This is a genomic window from Agaribacter flavus (assembly GCF_042646125.1).
In the GTDB taxonomy this organism is placed as follows: Bacteria; Pseudomonadota; Gammaproteobacteria; order Enterobacterales; family Alteromonadaceae; genus Glaciecola; species Glaciecola flavus.
Genome location: NZ_JBHRSW010000005.1, coordinates 26,817 through 44,116, shown reverse-complemented (window position 1 = coordinate 44,116; position 17,300 = coordinate 26,817). Strand labels below are relative to the sequence as shown.

The window sequence follows — 17,300 nt, the reverse complement described above, 5'->3', positions numbered from 1 at the left end:
TTATTGTCGGCTTAGTGTTGAGTGCTTATTTGGGACTGGCTTTTTCAGCAAATGCTGATGTACAGACTGGTTTTGTTGACATTCGCTATGATGAGTCAAAGGATAAGGTTTTTTTACGTGTAAAAAAATCGATGCTCGACCAAGATTTTATCTTTCAAAGTAGCTTACCTCACGGGGTGGGATCAAATGATATAGGTCTCGATCGCGGCCAACTAGGGCGCACGCGCCTTGCTGAGTTTGTGCGTTTTGGCAACAAGGTAATGCTAAATCAACTGAACACAAAATATCGTTCATCTTCAGTTAATCTGGCCGAAAATGAGAGTATCGATGAGGCATTTGCAGATTCGATTCTAGCTGGCTTTATCATTAGTGAAGAAACGGATACATACCTTGAGTTTGACTATACTCAGTTCTTGTTCAGTGATATTCACAATATGGCGGATCGCCTAAAAGCGCGGAATCAGGGGACTTTCAAACCTGATGCGAAGAGAAGCGGGGTATATTTGCCCCGTACAAAAGCTTTTCCACTAAATACCGAGTTAGAGGCTGTCGTGACCTTCGCTGGGCAGGCTAAAGGACAATTTATAAAGGATGTGACGCCTGATCCGCAAAGCGTTACTGTTCATATGCATCACTCGTTTATTCAATTACCCGATGACAAATTTACACCGCGTGCGTTTCATCCGTATTCTGGTTACTCAAAACACAGCTTTTTTGACTACTCTGTACCGATTGATGCCGAAATGGAGCAAAAATACATTCGCCGTCATCGTTTAGAGAAAAAGCAAGTGAATGCCAGTATGAGCGAGGCCGTAGAGCCTATCGTATATTACTTGGATCCAGGTATTCCAGAGCCGGTTTACAGTGCGCTTAGAGATGGAGCGCTATGGTGGAATCAGGCATTTGAAGCCGCTGGATTTAAAAATGCATTTCAGGTTAAACGTTTACCTGATGGCGCTGATCCTATGGATGTGAGGTACAACATTATTCAATGGGTTCACCGTGCTACTCGCGGCTGGTCGTATGGCTTTTCGGTGGTTGATCCCAGAACTGGGGAAATCTTGAAAGGGCATGTCACCTTAGGCTCTCTGCGTGTTAGACAGGACTTTTTGATTGCCTTGGGTATGACCAGCCCATTTGCCGACAAAAATGCGAGTACAGAAGAGCAGCTGCAAATGGCACTGAATCGAATCAAGCAATTGTCGGCGCATGAAGTCGGACATACTCTGGGCATCGCGCATAACTTTGCCGCAAGTGAAAACAATCGCGCGTCTGTAATGGATTATCCTCATCCGTACATCACTTTGAAAAAGGGCGGGATCGACTTATCTCAAGCATATGACGACAAGATCGGTGATTGGGACAAATATGTTGTGAAGTATGGTTACAGCACCTATCTTGATGAAACAAGTGAGTCACAAGCGCTAGCGGCCTTAGTGAGTGAGGCACAGCAGACATTTAAATATAAATCTGACCCTGATGCGCGTTCGTCAAACCGTCCCTCTGCAGATGGTCACCTTTGGGACAACGGTGCTGACCCAGTAAAGGAGTTTGAGCGAGTGCTAGCCGTTAGAGACTTCGCTCTAGACAATTTTGGGTCACAAAGCTTGCCTTTTGGTCATGCTTGGTCTGATTTGGAAGAACGCTTAGTGCCCATTTATTATTCGCATCGCTATCAGTTGGACGCGTTAATAAAGCAAGTGGGGGGGATAAATTATCAATATGCTTTAAAAGAGCGTCATGGCAACAATCCTCAAGTACGTTTTGTGGCGGGAGAAACTCAAAAGCAAGCCCTGTCATTAGCGCTAAAGAGCGCCAGTGCAGAGTTTTTGCGTTTACCTGAAAATATCGTGGCCTTAATTCCACCAAAAACATATGGCACCGAGCGCACCAGAGAGAGCAGCGCATCACGTATGGGGCGTAATTTTGATCCGATTGCTTTAGCAGAGTCTGCAGCGGCCTCGACAATTTATAAGTTACTCACCGCTGAACGCGTGAATCGTTTAGACTACCAAAGTAAGCTCGATGATAGTGTTCCATCAGTTGAGTTTCTGATACAAAGCGTGTTTACTGAGCTAGTTTCAAAGGCAACATCCTCTGGTTTAGAAGCTCGGGTGGGCTTAATAGGATTGCGCGCAACATTTGATTTGCTTGAGCAAAAAGAGCTCGCTCCTGAGCTTGCCTTGCTTATCAAGGCAGAGTTACTTGCATATGGTGACAACCTGAAGAAACAACGAAAGAATGCAAAAGCCAAAGTACTATTGAGGCATCTCGATACCTTTTGGGAGACGGGGCAGTTCCCAATGGAAGTCAGTGTAAAACCAATGCCACCGGGATCGCCAATTTAAGCACTGCTAACTGCTAGATTGTCGTTTAACTTATTACTTAAATTACACGGCTGTAACGCATTTGATGCATGGGTTGAGACAGATATTCGTCGAAACTCATGCATATATTTCGCACAATTAATCTTCCTCTTGGATGTATTGTTAAGTACTCTTTTGTGTCACTTAGGAGTCCATCTTCTATAAACTCCGTCAGCTTATTTCGGCTGTGGGCAAAGTAGACGTCAAAATTGATTTGATGTTTTTGAGAAAAATCAGTTTTGTTTATCTCAAAGTTACACATGAGTTGGTGAATGAGATCTCGCCTAATTTCATCATCTTGGGCAAGTACCAAGCCTTTTATAACGGGTGACTGCTTTAAATCAAGGCGTTTGTAATAGTCAGATAGCTTCTTTTCGTTTTGTGTGTACACATTGTCGATATTACTGATAGAAGACACTCCCAGCCCTAAACAAGCCGTATTTGATGAGCTTGTATAGCCCTGAAAATTTCGCCCTAATACTTTGTTTTTACTGGCAAGGCTGAGTTCATCGCTTTTCTTTGCGAAATGATCCATGCCGATGAAGTCGTAGCCCGCTTTTGTGAGAACATCTATGGCTTGGCGAAAAAGAGCAAATTTCTCTGTACTTGATGGTAAGTACTCCTCTTTTATTTTTCTTTGAGCCGCAAATATATTGGGAAGATGGGCATAGGAAAACAATGAAATACGGTCGGGATCCATCGTTTTCGCGGCCTCTAAGGTATTAAAAAACGTCTCCCTTGTTTGCATGGGTAAACCATAGATAAGATCAAGGTTGATAGACCTAAACTTATTTTGCCGCGCGCAGTCAATAAGATCGGCGATATGAATGGTGCTTTGTACACGGTTAATTTGTTTTTGTACCCGCTTATCTGTGTCTTGTACACCTATACTCAGGCGATTAAATCCAATGTTTGAGGCTTGAATAATGTACGTTTTGTCGACGGTACGCGGGTCTATTTCAATGCTGAGTTGAGCATCGTGCCTGAAGTTAAATGCGGTTTTTAAGCTATCTACCAGTGTTGTTAGTTGAGCTATGGTTAAAAAGTTGGGTGTGCCTCCCCCCAAATGCAGCTCTGATATTGTTAGCGCTTTGTATTTATGCGCAACCAAGTGCATTTCTTTTTTTAAGTATTGAAGGTACAGCTCCGCTTTTTCTTGGTGACGGGTGACAATTTTGTTGCAACCACAGTAGTAGCAAAGCTCGTGACAAAAGGGTATATGAACGTAGATAGCTAGATTTTTGTTTACTGAGCTTGAGTGAGCCAAGTTAGAAATAGCACTATCAATATCTTCATCTCGTATATTCGGATGAAACGATACAGCGGTAGGATAGGATGTATAGCGAGGCCCTGCAACGTTGTATTTAGTCAATACCGCTTTGTCAAAATAATCTTCAATGCTGGTTTGACGATCGATGTTATCGTCGACTTTGGATAAACAATGATATGGGTTTGGGTTTATATTTTTCCTCATTGTACCTTTAGCTCTTGATGGAGAAAGGCCTAAGTATGAAGCAGAATCATTTACATTTATTTGATCTTGAATAAACTCTTGGGCATTTGTTGTCTAGGGTCTGTACACCAAAGCTCAACAGACCCTGAGAGTTAAAACAAGGGGTAAAGCACATAAAAAAGTGACCCCGGGGAGGGGCCACAAAATGGCAAAGATGCCTTTGCCTACCATGTTGAACTGTTTTTCAACTAGTGATATTCGTTTTCTTTCAATACAATTCAGGCTATAGACGTTCTTGTAACGCTACAGATACTGGATTGTCGGCTAAGCCTTGTGCGGTTATCCACGTAAGCAAAACTTCGCCATCATGTTCCGGTTGCGCTAAAAGCTTTTTTGGCATTTTTTTCACCAAAAGTGTGCCGGCTTCGGTCGCGTTGCTTTCAATCGCGAGTTTAATGAGTGATTTTCCACCGCAAGTCACACCGCTGTAATAATCTTTCAACTGCAAGTTAAAAGAGCCTCTAATATTTTTCATCTTTTTGCGCAATTCGCCTTTGTCATCTGTCTTAACAATTTCACAAATGTTTGCTAGGGCACTTGCTAGCTCTGCATTTGCACTTCCAGAAAAACTTATAGCCAATGTGATAATCGAAGGTGCTAGTACTTTTCTCAACATGATACATACCTCATACGTGTTCAATTTCAACTAGGACAAGTGTAAAGGCGTGCAAAAACTTTCACAGATAGCATGTTGATACTAGGGTATTGTATTATATACCAAATTAATGTCAGCATTTTTTGCGAACAATGCCTAATATAAAAATGGATAAATAACTAGTAAATACAAATGTTTATAGTTTTCAGTGTTGTTCTTTTTATCAATTTTTTATTACAAAACATGATATTTATTTTTCGATGTGCTTTGTTGTTTAGACCTCTAATTTGAGGTGCAAATTTCACAATTTTTGAAAAGAAAGCACTAAAAACAACTTTACATGTATATTGTTACTGTTAAGTGAGTTCTTAGTGCCAAATGTTTGAAAGTAGCGTGAGTATGTGTGCAATCAAAACTTGTCTACAACCGCTCGTTAACTACTTGAGCGATAGGATTATCACTTAAGCCATTTTGAGCGATCCAGTCACTCAGCTTAACGCCATCGTTCTCTGGCTTGTTTAATTGTGACTTCGGCATTTTCTTGACAAGTAAAGTGCCTGTTTGTAGGGCTTCGTTGAGCATAGCCGTGCGGATCAAGCTATTGCCGTTGCAACTAATGCCGTCGTAATAGTCGCCGAGTTTCAAAGCAAAACTGTTTCTAACGTTCTTCATTTTTTTGCGAAGCTCAGACTTATCGTCTGTTTTTACAATGGTACAAATGTTAGCGAGGGCATCTTCGATGCTTGCGCTAGCAGAAAAACTAAAAGAAGTGGTAATGCAAAAGATACTGGCTAGGGTGAGTGTTTTTCCCTTCATAATAAACTCCTTAAATGTAGTATTTGGCAATGTGATATTGCCAAGGAGACAGTGTAATGAGTGCCGCTTTTTTTACAATGCTGGTAGAGATAATTTCGTATAATAAAAAATACCTAAAGTTTTACCTGCATTCTGTTCGTATTTTTTGGGGAAAAGTTAAAAAATTTAAGCTTTGGTGGCTTTGTAGAGCCTTATACTCTAAACGAAAAGGTCGTTAGGTGTATTAGCGGCGCGTAGAACTCCCATATAAGAGCTACTCACTTGGGTTATATATTTTCGCTACTTCAATAATTTGTTCGCGCATCCACTGGTGTGCCGCATCCAGATCAGCACTTACATGCCAATATAAGCAATAATCGACAATCGGGATATTTATCGGTAACTCATACATGGCCAGATCGTAATGTTTGGCTAAATGAAAAGGAATGCATGCAATTAAATCAGTCTTAACCAACGTACTTGGTACGGTCAAAAAATGTTGACCACGCATCACGACTCTCCGTTTTTCTCCTAGTTTATCTAATTCAAAGTCTATCGGGCCTGTACCAGATTTTCGATGCGCGACGTTCACGTGCCCCAGTGACAAAAAGGTCTCCATATTCATACCGTCTTGCAAGGCAGGGTGATTTTTACGAGACACCACGACAAAGCGATCGGAGGCTATTTTTTGCTTGTTCAAATGAGGGTCTGAAAATGTAGAAGCATCAACAAAAAAGTCTAAACTGCCACTAGCCAGTGCAGATACAACTTCATGCCGACTAACTTCAAAATTAGTCACAGATACATTAGGCGCAATAGTTTGAAGTTTTGCGATTAAACGAGGCATGATACTGACTTCGAGCAAGTCTCGACTGGCAAAATTGAATGACTTTGAAGAGTTGGCCGCATCAAATACATGACTTTGCTGAACGCTTGTCCTCAATAGCGTAAGTGCTTCACGCGCAGGGCCAATAATATTCTGTGCGACAGGAGTAGGGGTCATAGAGTGCCCCGTTCGGACAAATAAGGGATCGTTTAACATCTCCCGCAAGCGAGCCAAAGAGTTACTGACTGCAGGTTGGGTAATGCAAAGTACATCTGCCGCCTTTGTTAAGCTCCCTGCTGTGTAAATGGCGTCAAAAACTGCAAATAAATTAAGGTCAATCCTGTGTAAATTCATCTCGTATGATCTGTCGTAACGGCTATATTATGAGTTGTTGTACATAACATTAATGTAAATAGAGTTTAGCAGTTAATAGATAGAATCAAAATCCATAAAAACATGCTCATTAATCTCTTGCGTTGAGGTTAAATACTCATAGGGCGGGATGCTCTTGTGTTGAATAGACGTGACTGAAATTAAAATTTGTTTCTCACGGATGAGAAACTAAAGCGTATATGGAAATACTTGCTGCGTTTTTGATTTTAGTCGCCCCTATTCAACACAATATCAATCCGCACTGTAAATGCCCTGATGGGTAAAACAATAAAATATTTTGACTGTTTTTCAGGTCATAATAATAAATCCTTTTTAAAATGGTTTGTGAGGGTTTGTTATTCAAAGTTAGTTGCGAGGGAATAGAATGGTTGAAAAACTGGCACAACACGAAATTGAAGAGCAATTGCATAAATTAAATGAAAATGCACATGGAAATCCTTGGGTCATAAAAGATGGTAAAGTGCACAAAACATTTAAGTTTAAAAGCTTTGTTTGGGCTTTTGGCTGGATGAGTCAAGCGGCTATTTGGTCAGAAAAGCTTAAGCATCACCCCGAGTGGTTTAACGTTTATAATAAAGTCACTGTTGATCTCATTACTCACGATGTGGGCGGAATAAGTATGCTTGATTTTCAATTGGCGGCAAAAATGGAGTTGTATAACCGTCAATAAGCCATGTGATTGACGATTTTTGGCTAAAATTAAAACGCTTTGTATGATAAATGCTCGAACAGTGCGAATTTAGTAATTTTTGTTGTTTTTTAACTTGCGTGAGTAAAGTCGATATGTATAATACGCATCACTTTCAACGGACACGCAGAAAATTACAAGTTCAGACGCGGGATGGAGCAGTCTGGTAGCTCGTCGGGCTCATAACCCGAAGGTCGTAGGTTCAAATCCTGCTCCCGCAACCAAATTATTGGTAATAAAAATAGGCGCTTACAATAGCGCCTATTTTTTTGGATAGACAATCCCTTGTTGAATCTGGGACGAAGAAAGGCTAGTTAACCTGAACTCGGGATAATCAATTCTGTAAACTCTTGAATTTATTGTTCTTTCGTTTAATCCACTATCCAGTAGTGACCTAAAGCTCGATATCAAGGTGCTCAAGTGAAGGAATAACGAGTTATTTCAAGCTTGAGTAATGCAGAGATCGGGATTTAGGGCGCTGCTGGACGGAGTTGCTTATCCCGAGTTCAGGTTATTTACCAATTGACGGTAAATTAATAAGTAAATTTACCAATGCGTCGTCCACATAGTAACTTTCTCGTCCGAGTTTATGCTTACTCAAAATCTTACTCTCATTCAAAGCATCTAAATATCTGCTTGCTGTCTCCCGAGAAACAAGTAAATCTTTTTCAACAAAGGCCATCTTCGTACAAGTGTGAGCAAGCAGCAGTTTCAATATTTTTTTAAGGAGTGAAGGCGGCAGCAAGCGGCAATTCAAGCAATCTAACATGGCAATGAATAAAATATACCGGCAAGTGGAGGCTTTAAATAAAGCGGTGGCACACTTTGTACTGCGCTGATCAAGAGCTCACAAAATTTGGCTATTTCACCGGAAAGCGCCTGTCGATTCACTACTAGCAAACTTATCGCAAATCAGGCTAATTGTATGTGGTGTAGACATTAACAATACCAAGGGACGGGCAATGCAAAGCACTACTGGCTGCTTTACCTCAAAATAACACTTAATCTTCCTCTCTAAAAATTCAAACCTATCACTAGAAACCCCTGTACACATGGGTAGTGTATAGTGTTAATTTGTCTTATACTCAAAACGAACAAGGGGTAGGCTATGTAAAGGCAGCGCAAAACTACTGACTTGGTCGTGACTTTTTTATGATTTCGATTGGGGAGTGATTGACCGCCGGTAGGCGAGCTTTCAAGGAATTTCACAATGATATTGAGTTAAGTTGATTGAATTTTCAGTTGAACCACTCTGAACGAATCAGAATCAGCAAAAAATCAGTCTTATTTCATGCTTTTGGGGGCTGGTCGTCTAAATTAGTCTCAAACTCCAGCTGTTAACAGGACTAACCTAATGAACGTTAAAAGATGTATGGGCGTCGAGATATTATTGCTGTTGTTTACTTCTCTGAGCCTCTCTAATTCGAGCCTTGCTGCAGATAGTAACGATCTGAAGCCTTCTATTCTTTATGGTTATAAAGAAAAGGGAAAGAACAAGGCTATTTACCTCTCCGATGCGCAAGGAAAAAAACGCTACAAAGTGGTAGGAGCAACCCTCAGTGACGGATATCCTGCCATGTCTCCCTCGGGAGAACGCATCGCTTTTTACGGCAAATACGATGACTACCGCACTTGGTCAATTCATACGGTAGATATAGACGGCAAAAATGTAAAGCGCTTAACCCATGTAAAACACGTATGGGACAGTGCGCCTGTCTGGTCTCCTGACGGACGCAGTATCGCGTTTGCCAGAGAATACAAAGACTCCGACGGTAATTGGCATGAAGAAATCTGGCTGATGGATCCAGATGGGAATAACAAGCGACAGATAAAAGCTCTTCAAGGGCGTTCTCCTGAGTTTATGCAAGACGGACGTTTGTTGTTTCAATCAAAAGCCAGCCCGAGCCAAATCAGTATTGCCAATATCGATGGCAGCAATGTGATCCAGCTTACCGATGATGAGACAAACAACATGTCTCCTAAAATTTCTCCTGATGGTAAACAAATCGCATACCTGTCTAACCGCGACGGCAATCAGGAAGTATATGTGATGGATCTCGACGGCTCTAATCAAATGCGACTGACTAAAAATGATATACAGGAATGGGATCCAGCATGGTCGCCAGATGGTTCAAAAGTCTATTTTTCATCGCAGAACGTGCTTGGATTTTACGATATCTTTCGGGTAAACAAGGATGGTACATCTGCTGAAAATATCTTGAGCAATGCTTCTCAGGGTGCGACTGTGTATCACGTAGATAATGAATATTTGCAACGGCTAATTGATAAGAGTAAATAGTCTTCTCCGCTTTCGTGGCTCCCACTGTCGTGGGAGTGACACTAGTACTACGTTGCTTATGACTTCACGTAAAGGTGAATAAACCTGTCGGTGTTGCCGCTGCTACTTTTGTCAAAAGCTGAACCTTGGTGATTGTCATCCGGATTAGTCAGAAAGTCATCAGTCGACCGGCTATCAGCGAGCAGCGCTTGAGTATGACGCGACATGAAAAAGTCGGCTACGAATTGAAAACCCTCTATCGCGATGGTACCACGCATGTGTTTTTCGACTCCCCTGACTTTATCGGTAAATTAGCGGCACTTGTCCCGTCGCCCAGATTCCACCTTACTCGTTTTTTTGGTGTCTTTGTTCCCAACAGTCACTTAAGAGCGCAGGTCACTGCATCACAGCGTGGAAAAACCGTCCTTAATTGACTGACAAAGACATTATCTCGTCAGATAAATCTTATCATGCGAAGGCGATGTCGTGGGCTCAGCGTCTCAAGCGCGTGTTTAACATTGATATAAGCGAGAGCGAGCGTTGCCAAAAACCTAAAGTGACAATCATAGTCTGCATCACAGACACGATTGTGATCTAAAAAGTACTGGCGCACTTGGACAAAACCAATCCTGTATTAGAGCAAACCAGCCCATTGCCTCCGCTAAGAGCGCAACTTAAAGGAGAGCACAAGAATGACGTTAGCTGTAAGCTAACCGTCCAGCGCGATTTTGATTTTGGCGCGTGATTGTTGGCGAGCTATTGTCTCTCTCAACAGGATACGAGATACCCGCATTGTCATTTATGCTCACTTATGCAGGGTAGGGCTAAATGTGCGTGGAGTTGATACTGACAATACCAAGGGACGGGCAATGCAAAGCACTACTGGCTGACTTTCTCCAAAAAAACACTTAATCTTCCGCTCTAAAACCTCAAACCTATCCCCAAAGACCCCTGTACGCATGGGTAGTGTACTGTGTTAATTTGTCTTATACTCTAAATAAAGCCCTTAAAAATTAAACAGTAAATACGTTTGCGCTTATAAGAGCTAAGGAGTATACTTACTTTATTGATTTCATTACTCCCTGACTGCACAGTAGTGAAAACCAGCGGCATTTTCTGTTGTATGATGGCTAATGTCCACCAAGTATTGGTGATAAGATTTCTAAGAAAGGCTCCGCTTGGTTCGGGGCTTTTTTATTTCCTTTGATTTATTTTTACGTCATTAAAGGTTATTAAATTGGGCTTTCAGCCCTTTTTTTATATGTGAGATTTGGAGAAAGTATATTGTCTCAATTGGAAAAACGATTGACTGACATGTTGGCCCCCGCGGTTGAAGCCTTGGGCTTTGAATTGCTAGGTTGCGAATTTGTAAGGGCTGGAAAGCACAGTACTTTGCGATTGTATATCGACCATGAGAATGGCATTGATGTCGATGATTGTGCAGAGGTGAGTCATCAAGTCAGTGCAGTGTTGGATGTCGAAGATCCAATATCGACAGAATACAATTTGGAAGTGTCGTCACCCGGTATGGATCGCCCCTTGTTCAAGCCGAGCCACTATAAAAATATTGTCGGAGAGATAGTGTCTATCAAGACTAACATGCCGCAACAAGGGCGACGTAATTTTAAAGGAAAATTAGTAAACGCGACAGAAATTGACATTGAGGTAGAGGTAGATAAACAAACTTTTACCTTAGCATACAACAATATTAATAAAGCGAATTTGGTTGCTGACTTGACATAGCAAACGAATACTTGCCTATAAAGGTATGAGGATACGATGAACAAAGAAATTTTACTGGTAGCAGAAGCTGTTTCAAATGAAAAGCAAGTACCACGCGAAAAGATTTTTGAAGCACTAGAGTTTGCCTTAGCCAGTGCGACTAAAAAGAAAAACGAAGGTGCGATAGAAGTGCGAATCTCTATCGACCGCGAGACAGGTGATTTTGACACGTTTAGACGTTGGTTAGTTATAGAAGACGATCAGCCTCAAGAAAATCCTTTCGCCGAAATTACACTCTCGGCTGCCCAAATTGACGAGCCTGATATTCAGCTCGGTGATTACGTTGAGGAACAAATCGAATCAATCAAGTTTGACCGGATTACTACACAAACTGCAAAACAAGTCATTGTGCAAAAAGTGCGCGAAGCAGAACGTGCTCAAATGATTGCTGAGTACGAAGACAATGTGGGTGAATTGGTTACGGGTACGGTTAAAAAAGTTAACCGCGATAACGTCATCATTGACTTAGGAAATAACGCGGAAGGTGTGATTTATCGTGATGACATGCTACCGAGAGAAACGTTCCGCCCTGGTGATAGAGTGAGAGGTTTGCTTTACGTTATTCGACCAGAAGCTAGAGGTGCACAGCTATTCATTAGCCGTACTCACCCAGACATGCTAGTTGAGTTATTTAGACTAGAAGTACCAGAAATTGCAGAAGAAACCTTAGAAATTAAATCAGCGGCGCGCGATCCTGGTGCACGAGCAAAAATTGCTGTTAAAACTAATGACAAACGCTTGGATCCTGTAGGTGCTTGTGTTGGTATGCGTGGTTCACGTGTACAAGCCGTATCAACCGAGCTTGGTGGTGAGCGGGTAGATATTGTGCTCTGGGACGAAAACCCTGCACAATACGTCATAAATGCAATGGCGCCGGCTGAGGTTGCGTCTATCATTGTTGATGAAGATGCCGAGTCCATGGATGTAGCCGTAGAAAGCGACAATTTAGCACAAGCGATTGGTCGAAGTGGACAAAATGTTCGCCTAGCTAGCCAGCTAACCGGTTGGGAGTTGAATGTCATGACAGTAGAAGACATGAATGCAAAACACCAAGCGGAAAATGAGCAGGTACTCAGCTTGTTCACCGAAAATTTAGACATTGATGAAGATTTCGCATCTGTACTAGTAGATGAAGGTTTTACTTCGCTAGAAGAAATTGCCTATGTACCCGTTGCCGAGTTACTTGATATTGACGGTCTCGATGAAGAGATGGTCGAAGAATTGCGCTCACGCGCTAAAGCAGCGTTGACAACACAGGCATTGGCGACCGAAGAGTCCCTAGAAGATGCTGAGCCAGAGCAGGAACTATTAGATTTGGATGGGATGAGTCGACATCTCGCCTATGTCTTAGCCAGCCGAGGCATTACAAACCTTGAAGCTTTAGCTGAACAAGGTACCGATGAAATAAGTGATATAGAAGAGTTAAGCGAAGAACAAGCCGGTGCCCTAATTATGGCGGCGCGTAATCTTGTTTGGTTTAACGAAGACGCATAAGTCAAGGGGAGACAACATTAATATGTCAGAAGTATCCATAGAAAAACTTGCCACCGATATTGGCACTTCCGTTGACAAGCTAGTCAAGCAATTTAAAGATTGTGGAATAGATAAAAAGTCTGGGGATCCTGTTTCGGAAATAGAAAAACAGAAACTACTAGATTTTTTGAGTAAGCAACACGGTGGTGCCGGCGCGCAGCCGCCTAAGAAAATGACGCTTCAGCGCAAAACAACTAGCACTATCAGTCAAGGTAAGGCGCGTTCGGTAAAAGTCGAAGTTCGCAAGAAGCGGACATATGTGAAGCGCAGTGAAATTGAAGAACAGCGTTTGGCAGAAGAAGAGGCAAAACGCAAAGAAGAAGAGGCGAAGGCGCAGCGTTTAGCAGAGCAAAAAGCAGCTGAAGAAGCTAAAAAAGCGGCGGAAGAAAAAGCGCGTATTGCTGATGAAGCACGCAAAGCGAAAGAAGCTGAACGTAAGGCTGAAGCTGAAAAAGCGAAGAAAGAAGCCGAGGAGCGCCGCAAGTCTGAACCTAAAATGTCGGATGAAGAGCGCAAAGAGCAAGAAGAAGCCAGAGCTGAAGCCGAAAGAATTAAAAAGCAGCAGGAAGAAGAGGCACAACGCAAGCTAGAAGAAGAAGCCAAAAAAGCGGCGGATGAAGCACGTAAACTTGCTCAAGAAAACGAACGTCGTTGGAAAGAAGAAGAGGAACGTCGTAAGCGCGAAGAAGCGAAAGAAGTGCACTTGCATTCGAATCGCTATGCGCAAGAAGCGGAAGACGAAGAAGACATGCAAGTTGAACGCGGTAGCAGACGTCGCAAGAAGTCCAAGAAAAATGCGGGTGAGCATTTGAAACAAGGATTTAATAAGCCTGTCGCACCTGTCGAAAAAGTCGTTAAACTTGGCGAAACGATTGCTGTAGGTGAATTGGCAAGCCGTATGTCTGTAAAAGGCACCGAAGTCATCAAAACTATGATGAAAATGGGTGAGATGGCAACAATTAATCAAGTGTTGGATCAAGAAACGGCCGTACTTGTGATTGAAGAAATGGGGCATAAGTACGAGATTGTCAATGAAAATGCCCTTGAAGAAGAGTTGATTGCAAATGTAGCTAACGGTGATGCTGTAACACGAGCGCCAGTAGTGACGATCATGGGGCATGTTGACCACGGAAAAACCTCATTGCTCGATTACATTCGCAGCACAAAAGTTGCTGCGGGTGAAGCTGGCGGTATTACGCAACACATTGGTGCTTACAGCGTAGAAACAGACAATGGTCGCATTGCTTTTCTTGATACACCAGGACACGCCGCGTTTACTGCAATGCGGGCGCGTGGTGCAACGGCAACGGATATTGTTATTATTGTTGTTGCCGCTGATGACGGTGTGATGCCACAAACTAAAGAGGCCATTCAGCACGCAAAAGCTGCCGATGTGCCACTTATTGTTGCAGTCAACAAAATTGATAAGGAAGCGGCCGATCCAGAACGAGTTAAAACGGAATTATCTCAGCTTGAGGTTATCCCAGAAGAGTGGGGTGGAGAGCATCAGTTTATTAATCTTTCAGCGAAGACGGGTCAAGGCGTTGACGAATTATTAGAAGCGATATCGCTGCATGCTGAAGTTCTTGAACTCACCGCTGTAGACGATGGTCCAGCGAAAGGTATTGTGATTGAGTCTCGCTTAGATAAAGGGCGTGGTCCAGTTGCTTCTATTCTAGTGCAAGAAGGTAAACTCAAACCTGGCGACATATTATTGTGTGGCGAAGAGTATGGCCGTGTGCGCGCGATGCGTGATGAAAATGGCGCAAATGTTAAGGCCGCTGGCCCATCTACACCAGTAGAAATATTGGGGCTGTCAGGTGTGCCAATTGCCGGTGAAGATGCATTAGTCGTTAAAGATGAGCGCAAGGCAAAAGAAGTCGCGTCTAAGCGTCACACTAAACAACGCGAACTTAAGTTAGCGAAGCAGCAAAAAGCTAAGCTTGAGAATATGTTTGCCAATATGGAAAGCGGTGACGTAAGTGAGCTTAACATAGTGCTTAAAGCTGACGTTCAAGGTTCAATTGAGGCCATTGCGGACAGTTTAATTAAGCTTTCTACAGATGAAGTGAAAGTAAACATTGTGGGTAGTGGCGTAGGCGGTATTACAGAAACCGATGCCTCTCTTGCTGCCGCCTCTAGCGCCATTATTGTGGGCTTTAATGTTCGTGCCGATGCGACTGCTCGTCGTATGGTCGAAGCAGAAGAAATTGACCTGCGTTACTACAGCATCATCTATGAGCTGATAGACGAGGTTAAGCAAGCCATGAGCGGTATGCTAGCACCAGAGTTTAAGCAGGAAATCATCGGACTAGCTGAAGTACGCGATGTCTTTAAGTCACCGAAAATTGGTGCTATTGCAGGATCGATGGTAACCGAGGGTATCATTAAGCGTAACAATCCAATTCGCGTACTCCGTGATAACGTTGTGATTTACGAAGGTGAGCTCGAGTCACTTAGACGCTTTAAAGATGATGTTCAAGAAGTGAAAAAGGGCATCGAATGTGGTATCGGCGTTAAAAATTACAATGATGTTAAAGTCGGCGATCAAATCGAAGTCTTTGAAATTGTAGAAGTACAACGCGAGATATAATCGCGCTATGGTCGAATAAAAAATGGAGGCGTAATGCCTCCATTTTTGTCCAAAGCGCAAGTAGTTACTTGGTATAAAGGCCAACAGCTACCTCAATTTTTATATGAATGGGAAGGTCGATGGCAAGAGAGTTTTCTAGAACTGATCGTGTAGGCCAACAAATACACAAAGAAATCGCCAGCATTTTACAGCAAGAGTTTAAGCATCGAGTTCCTGATCTGGGCTTGATCACGGTATCTGATGTGGAGGTTTCAAAAGATCTCGGACATGCAAAAGTATATGTGACATTTTATTCCGATGATGAAGATAAGAATAAAGTGGATTTGAAAGCATTGAAAGAAGGCGCAAGCTTTATGCGAGGGTTATTGTCCAAGCGAGTCAGGATGCGTAACACGCCATCTATACATTTTGTTAGAGATACCTCGATCACAGAAGGGGTGAGGATTAGCTCATTAGTTGATCAAGTAATCAGAAGTGACGAACAGAAGAAAGATAATTAGTAGTTATGGCTCGAAGACGTAAGGGACGCCCTGTTAACGGGGTGATACTGATCGATAAGCATCAAGGCGAATCATCGAATCATATTGTTCAACAAGTAAAGCGTTTATATAAAGCTCAGAAAGCGGGTCATACTGGTGCATTAGATCCCTTAGCAACCGGCATGTTACCCGTATGTTTGGGGGAGGCAACTAAGTTTTCTCAATATTTACTTGATGCTGATAAAACTTATGAAGTTGTGGCAAAACTGGGGGAAAGAACGGATACCTCTGATGCTGATGGAGAAATTATCGAGCGCAATTCTGTTAATGTCAGTCTTGAACAAATCGAAGAGGCATTGGAACAATTTCGCGGTGAGATACAGCAAACCCCTTCTATCTATTCTGCACTAAAGTACCAAGGTAAGCCCTTATATTACTATGCGCGCAGCGGCATAGAGGTGCCTCGTCCCACTCGCACTATAAATGTTTACAATATAGAAATTTTAGCACTTGAGGGCGATGAGCTAAGTTTGCAAGTGCACTGCTCTAAAGGTACGTATATTAGGACTATCGTCGACGATTTAGGGCAAGTACTGTCATGCGGTGCACATGTCAAAGTACTGCGGCGTACGAGTATTGCTAGCTTTGTTGGTCTGCCAATGCAAACTACGGAAAGTTTGAGAGAGTTAGCCCTACAAAACGGCTGTAATGAAGAAGAGTTTAGTTGGCTTGACGAGCAGTTGTTGCCCATGGATATACAGGTACAAAGTTTGGCGGAAATTGAGTTAAACGACGAACAAGTTAAGAAGTTTCAACATGGTATGGCGCTGAACATAGCCACAATGAGCAGGACATTAACGAGCGGCGATAGTGTGCGAGTTTATAGAAGTTCAGAATGTGCTCAAGCGAATGACAGACAGACACGCTCATTCCTTGGCATCGCGACGGTTGTCGGCTCTGATATTCTGCAACCTAAGCGACTAGTAGTATAATTCCCTTCAGTTTTAACAAAAGTCGCTTAATTCTTTGCTAAGCCTTGAAGTTTTGGAAATGATCGCTATACTACGCGCTCTTCGAATGACACTGAATTAGTGATCGGGTCATTTTTCATTTACTCTATTGGAGAAAAATATGTCACTAAGTACACAAGAAACAGCAACAATTGTTGCTGAATACGGTCGCGGTGAAGGCGATACTGGTTCACCTGAAGTACAAGTTGCTTTGTTAACTACTAACATTAACAAGCTTCAAGGGCACTTCAAGGCTCACAAAAAAGATCACCATTCACGTCGTGGTCTATTGAGAATGGTATCTCAGCGTCGTAAAATGCTAGACTATTTAAAGCGCAAAGATCTTACTCGTTATCAAGATCTGATTAAACGCTTAGGCTTACGTCGATAAGCTACATATATCTTGTCCAAAAGCGCTCAAAGAGCGCTTTTTTTATGCCTGTTTATCA

14 protein-coding genes, 1 tRNA gene and 1 pseudogene are annotated in these 17,300 nt (G+C 42.5%); 11 read left to right on the top strand and 5 right to left on the bottom strand.

The window, feature by feature from the left end; translation table 11 throughout:
• The first annotated feature begins 14 nt into the window (after positions 1 to 14).
• Complete coding sequence (locus ACFOHL_RS02355; protein ID WP_449188736.1) at positions 15 to 2,348, top strand: zinc-dependent metalloprotease; 2,334 nt, start codon at positions 15 to 17, stop codon at positions 2,346 to 2,348.
• Between the two features lie 37 nt (positions 2,349 to 2,385).
• On the opposite strand, the gene hemN is transcribed toward ACFOHL_RS02355, so the two are convergent.
• The 4 genes from hemN to ACFOHL_RS02335 form a co-directional block, all read right to left on the bottom strand.
• Positions 2,386 to 3,840: an oxygen-independent coproporphyrinogen III oxidase gene (gene hemN, locus ACFOHL_RS02350; protein WP_376918594.1), complete on the bottom strand. Its 1,455-nt coding sequence runs from the start codon at positions 3,838 to 3,840 to the stop codon at positions 2,386 to 2,388.
• Positions 3,841 to 4,102: 262 nt separating this feature from the next.
• Positions 4,103 to 4,492, bottom strand: coding sequence for a DUF3718 domain-containing protein (locus ACFOHL_RS02345; protein ID WP_376918949.1), 390 nt, complete (start codon positions 4,490 to 4,492; stop codon positions 4,103 to 4,105).
• Between the two features lie 402 nt (positions 4,493 to 4,894).
• Positions 4,895 to 5,290, bottom strand: coding sequence for a DUF3718 domain-containing protein (locus ACFOHL_RS02340; protein WP_376918593.1), 396 nt, complete (start codon positions 5,288 to 5,290; stop codon positions 4,895 to 4,897).
• A gap of 253 nt (positions 5,291 to 5,543) precedes the next feature.
• A complete protein-coding gene (locus tag ACFOHL_RS02335; protein WP_376918592.1) occupies positions 5,544 to 6,449 on the bottom strand; it encodes a LysR family transcriptional regulator in 906 nt (301 codons plus the stop codon).
• Between the two features lie 403 nt (positions 6,450 to 6,852).
• Here ACFOHL_RS02335 and ACFOHL_RS02330 point away from each other — a divergent pair, with 403 nt between their 5' ends.
• A complete protein-coding gene (locus ACFOHL_RS02330; protein ID WP_376918591.1) occupies positions 6,853 to 7,158 on the top strand; it encodes a 4a-hydroxytetrahydrobiopterin dehydratase in 306 nt (101 codons plus the stop codon).
• Positions 7,159 to 7,323: 165 nt separating this feature from the next.
• Positions 7,324 to 7,400, top strand: a tRNA-Met gene (locus tag ACFOHL_RS02325).
• Positions 7,401 to 7,687: 287 nt separating this feature from the next.
• Here the strand turns inward: ACFOHL_RS02325 and ACFOHL_RS02320 are convergent.
• Complete coding sequence (locus ACFOHL_RS02320; protein ID WP_376918590.1) at positions 7,688 to 7,945, bottom strand: hypothetical protein; 258 nt, start codon at positions 7,943 to 7,945, stop codon at positions 7,688 to 7,690.
• 585 nt (positions 7,946 to 8,530) lie between these two features.
• Between ACFOHL_RS02320 and ACFOHL_RS02315 the strand changes: the two genes are divergently transcribed.
• The 8 genes and pseudogenes from ACFOHL_RS02315 (at position 8,531) to rpsO (ending at position 17,242) form a co-directional block, all read left to right on the top strand.
• A complete protein-coding gene (locus tag ACFOHL_RS02315; protein WP_376918589.1) occupies positions 8,531 to 9,475 on the top strand; it encodes a TolB family protein in 945 nt (314 codons plus the stop codon).
• 152 nt (positions 9,476 to 9,627) lie between these two features.
• Positions 9,628 to 9,870: pseudogene (locus tag ACFOHL_RS02310) on the top strand (transposase); the annotation flags it as partial.
• 868 nt (positions 9,871 to 10,738) lie between these two features.
• Positions 10,739 to 11,197 (top strand): ribosome maturation factor RimP, encoded by a 459-nt coding sequence (gene rimP, locus ACFOHL_RS02305; RefSeq protein ID WP_376918588.1) that lies wholly within the window; start codon positions 10,739 to 10,741, stop codon positions 11,195 to 11,197.
• 36 nt (positions 11,198 to 11,233) lie between these two features.
• Positions 11,234 to 12,730, top strand: coding sequence for a transcription termination factor NusA (gene nusA, locus ACFOHL_RS02300; RefSeq protein WP_376918587.1), 1,497 nt, complete (start codon positions 11,234 to 11,236; stop codon positions 12,728 to 12,730).
• A 22-nt stretch (positions 12,731 to 12,752) separates the two neighbouring features.
• Positions 12,753 to 15,362 (top strand): translation initiation factor IF-2, encoded by a 2,610-nt coding sequence (gene infB, locus ACFOHL_RS02295; RefSeq protein ID WP_376918586.1) that lies wholly within the window; start codon positions 12,753 to 12,755, stop codon positions 15,360 to 15,362.
• Positions 15,363 to 15,481: 119 nt separating this feature from the next.
• Positions 15,482 to 15,862: a 30S ribosome-binding factor RbfA gene (gene rbfA / locus ACFOHL_RS02290; RefSeq protein WP_376918585.1), complete on the top strand. Its 381-nt coding sequence runs from the start codon at positions 15,482 to 15,484 to the stop codon at positions 15,860 to 15,862.
• Positions 15,863 to 15,867: 5 nt separating this feature from the next.
• The gene (gene truB, locus ACFOHL_RS02285; protein ID WP_376918584.1) at positions 15,868 to 16,833 is read left to right on the top strand and encodes a tRNA pseudouridine(55) synthase TruB; all 966 of its coding nucleotides are present in this window, start codon (positions 15,868 to 15,870) and stop codon (positions 16,831 to 16,833) included.
• 139 nt (positions 16,834 to 16,972) lie between these two features.
• On the top strand, positions 16,973 to 17,242 hold the full coding sequence (rpsO, locus tag ACFOHL_RS02280) for a 30S ribosomal protein S15 (RefSeq protein ID WP_376918583.1): 270 nt from the start codon (positions 16,973 to 16,975) through the stop codon (positions 17,240 to 17,242).
• The last annotated feature ends 58 nt before the right edge of the window (positions 17,243 to 17,300 follow it).

Excerpts from the sequence above, each read along its gene's own strand:
- hemN (WP_376918594.1), bottom strand. The coding sequence starts at position 3,840 with ATGAGGAAAAATATAAACCCAAACCCATATCATTGTTTATCCAAAGTC.
- ACFOHL_RS02340 (WP_376918593.1), bottom strand. The coding sequence starts at position 5,290 with ATGAAGGGAAAAACACTCACCCTAGCCAGTATCTTTTGCATTACCACT.
- ACFOHL_RS02335 (WP_376918592.1), bottom strand. The coding sequence starts at position 6,449 with ATGAATTTACACAGGATTGACCTTAATTTATTTGCAGTTTTTGACGCC.
- ACFOHL_RS02330 (WP_376918591.1), top strand. The coding sequence starts at position 6,853 with ATGGTTGAAAAACTGGCACAACACGAAATTGAAGAGCAATTGCATAAA.
- ACFOHL_RS02320 (WP_376918590.1), bottom strand. The coding sequence starts at position 7,945 with ATGTTAGATTGCTTGAATTGCCGCTTGCTGCCGCCTTCACTCCTTAAA.
- ACFOHL_RS02315 (WP_376918589.1), top strand. The coding sequence starts at position 8,531 with ATGAACGTTAAAAGATGTATGGGCGTCGAGATATTATTGCTGTTGTTT.
- nusA (WP_376918587.1), top strand. The coding sequence starts at position 11,234 with ATGAACAAAGAAATTTTACTGGTAGCAGAAGCTGTTTCAAATGAAAAG.
- infB (WP_376918586.1), top strand. The coding sequence starts at position 12,753 with ATGTCAGAAGTATCCATAGAAAAACTTGCCACCGATATTGGCACTTCC.
- rbfA (WP_376918585.1), top strand. The coding sequence starts at position 15,482 with ATGGCAAGAGAGTTTTCTAGAACTGATCGTGTAGGCCAACAAATACAC.
- truB (WP_376918584.1), top strand. The coding sequence starts at position 15,868 with ATGGCTCGAAGACGTAAGGGACGCCCTGTTAACGGGGTGATACTGATC.
- rpsO (WP_376918583.1), top strand. The coding sequence starts at position 16,973 with ATGTCACTAAGTACACAAGAAACAGCAACAATTGTTGCTGAATACGGT.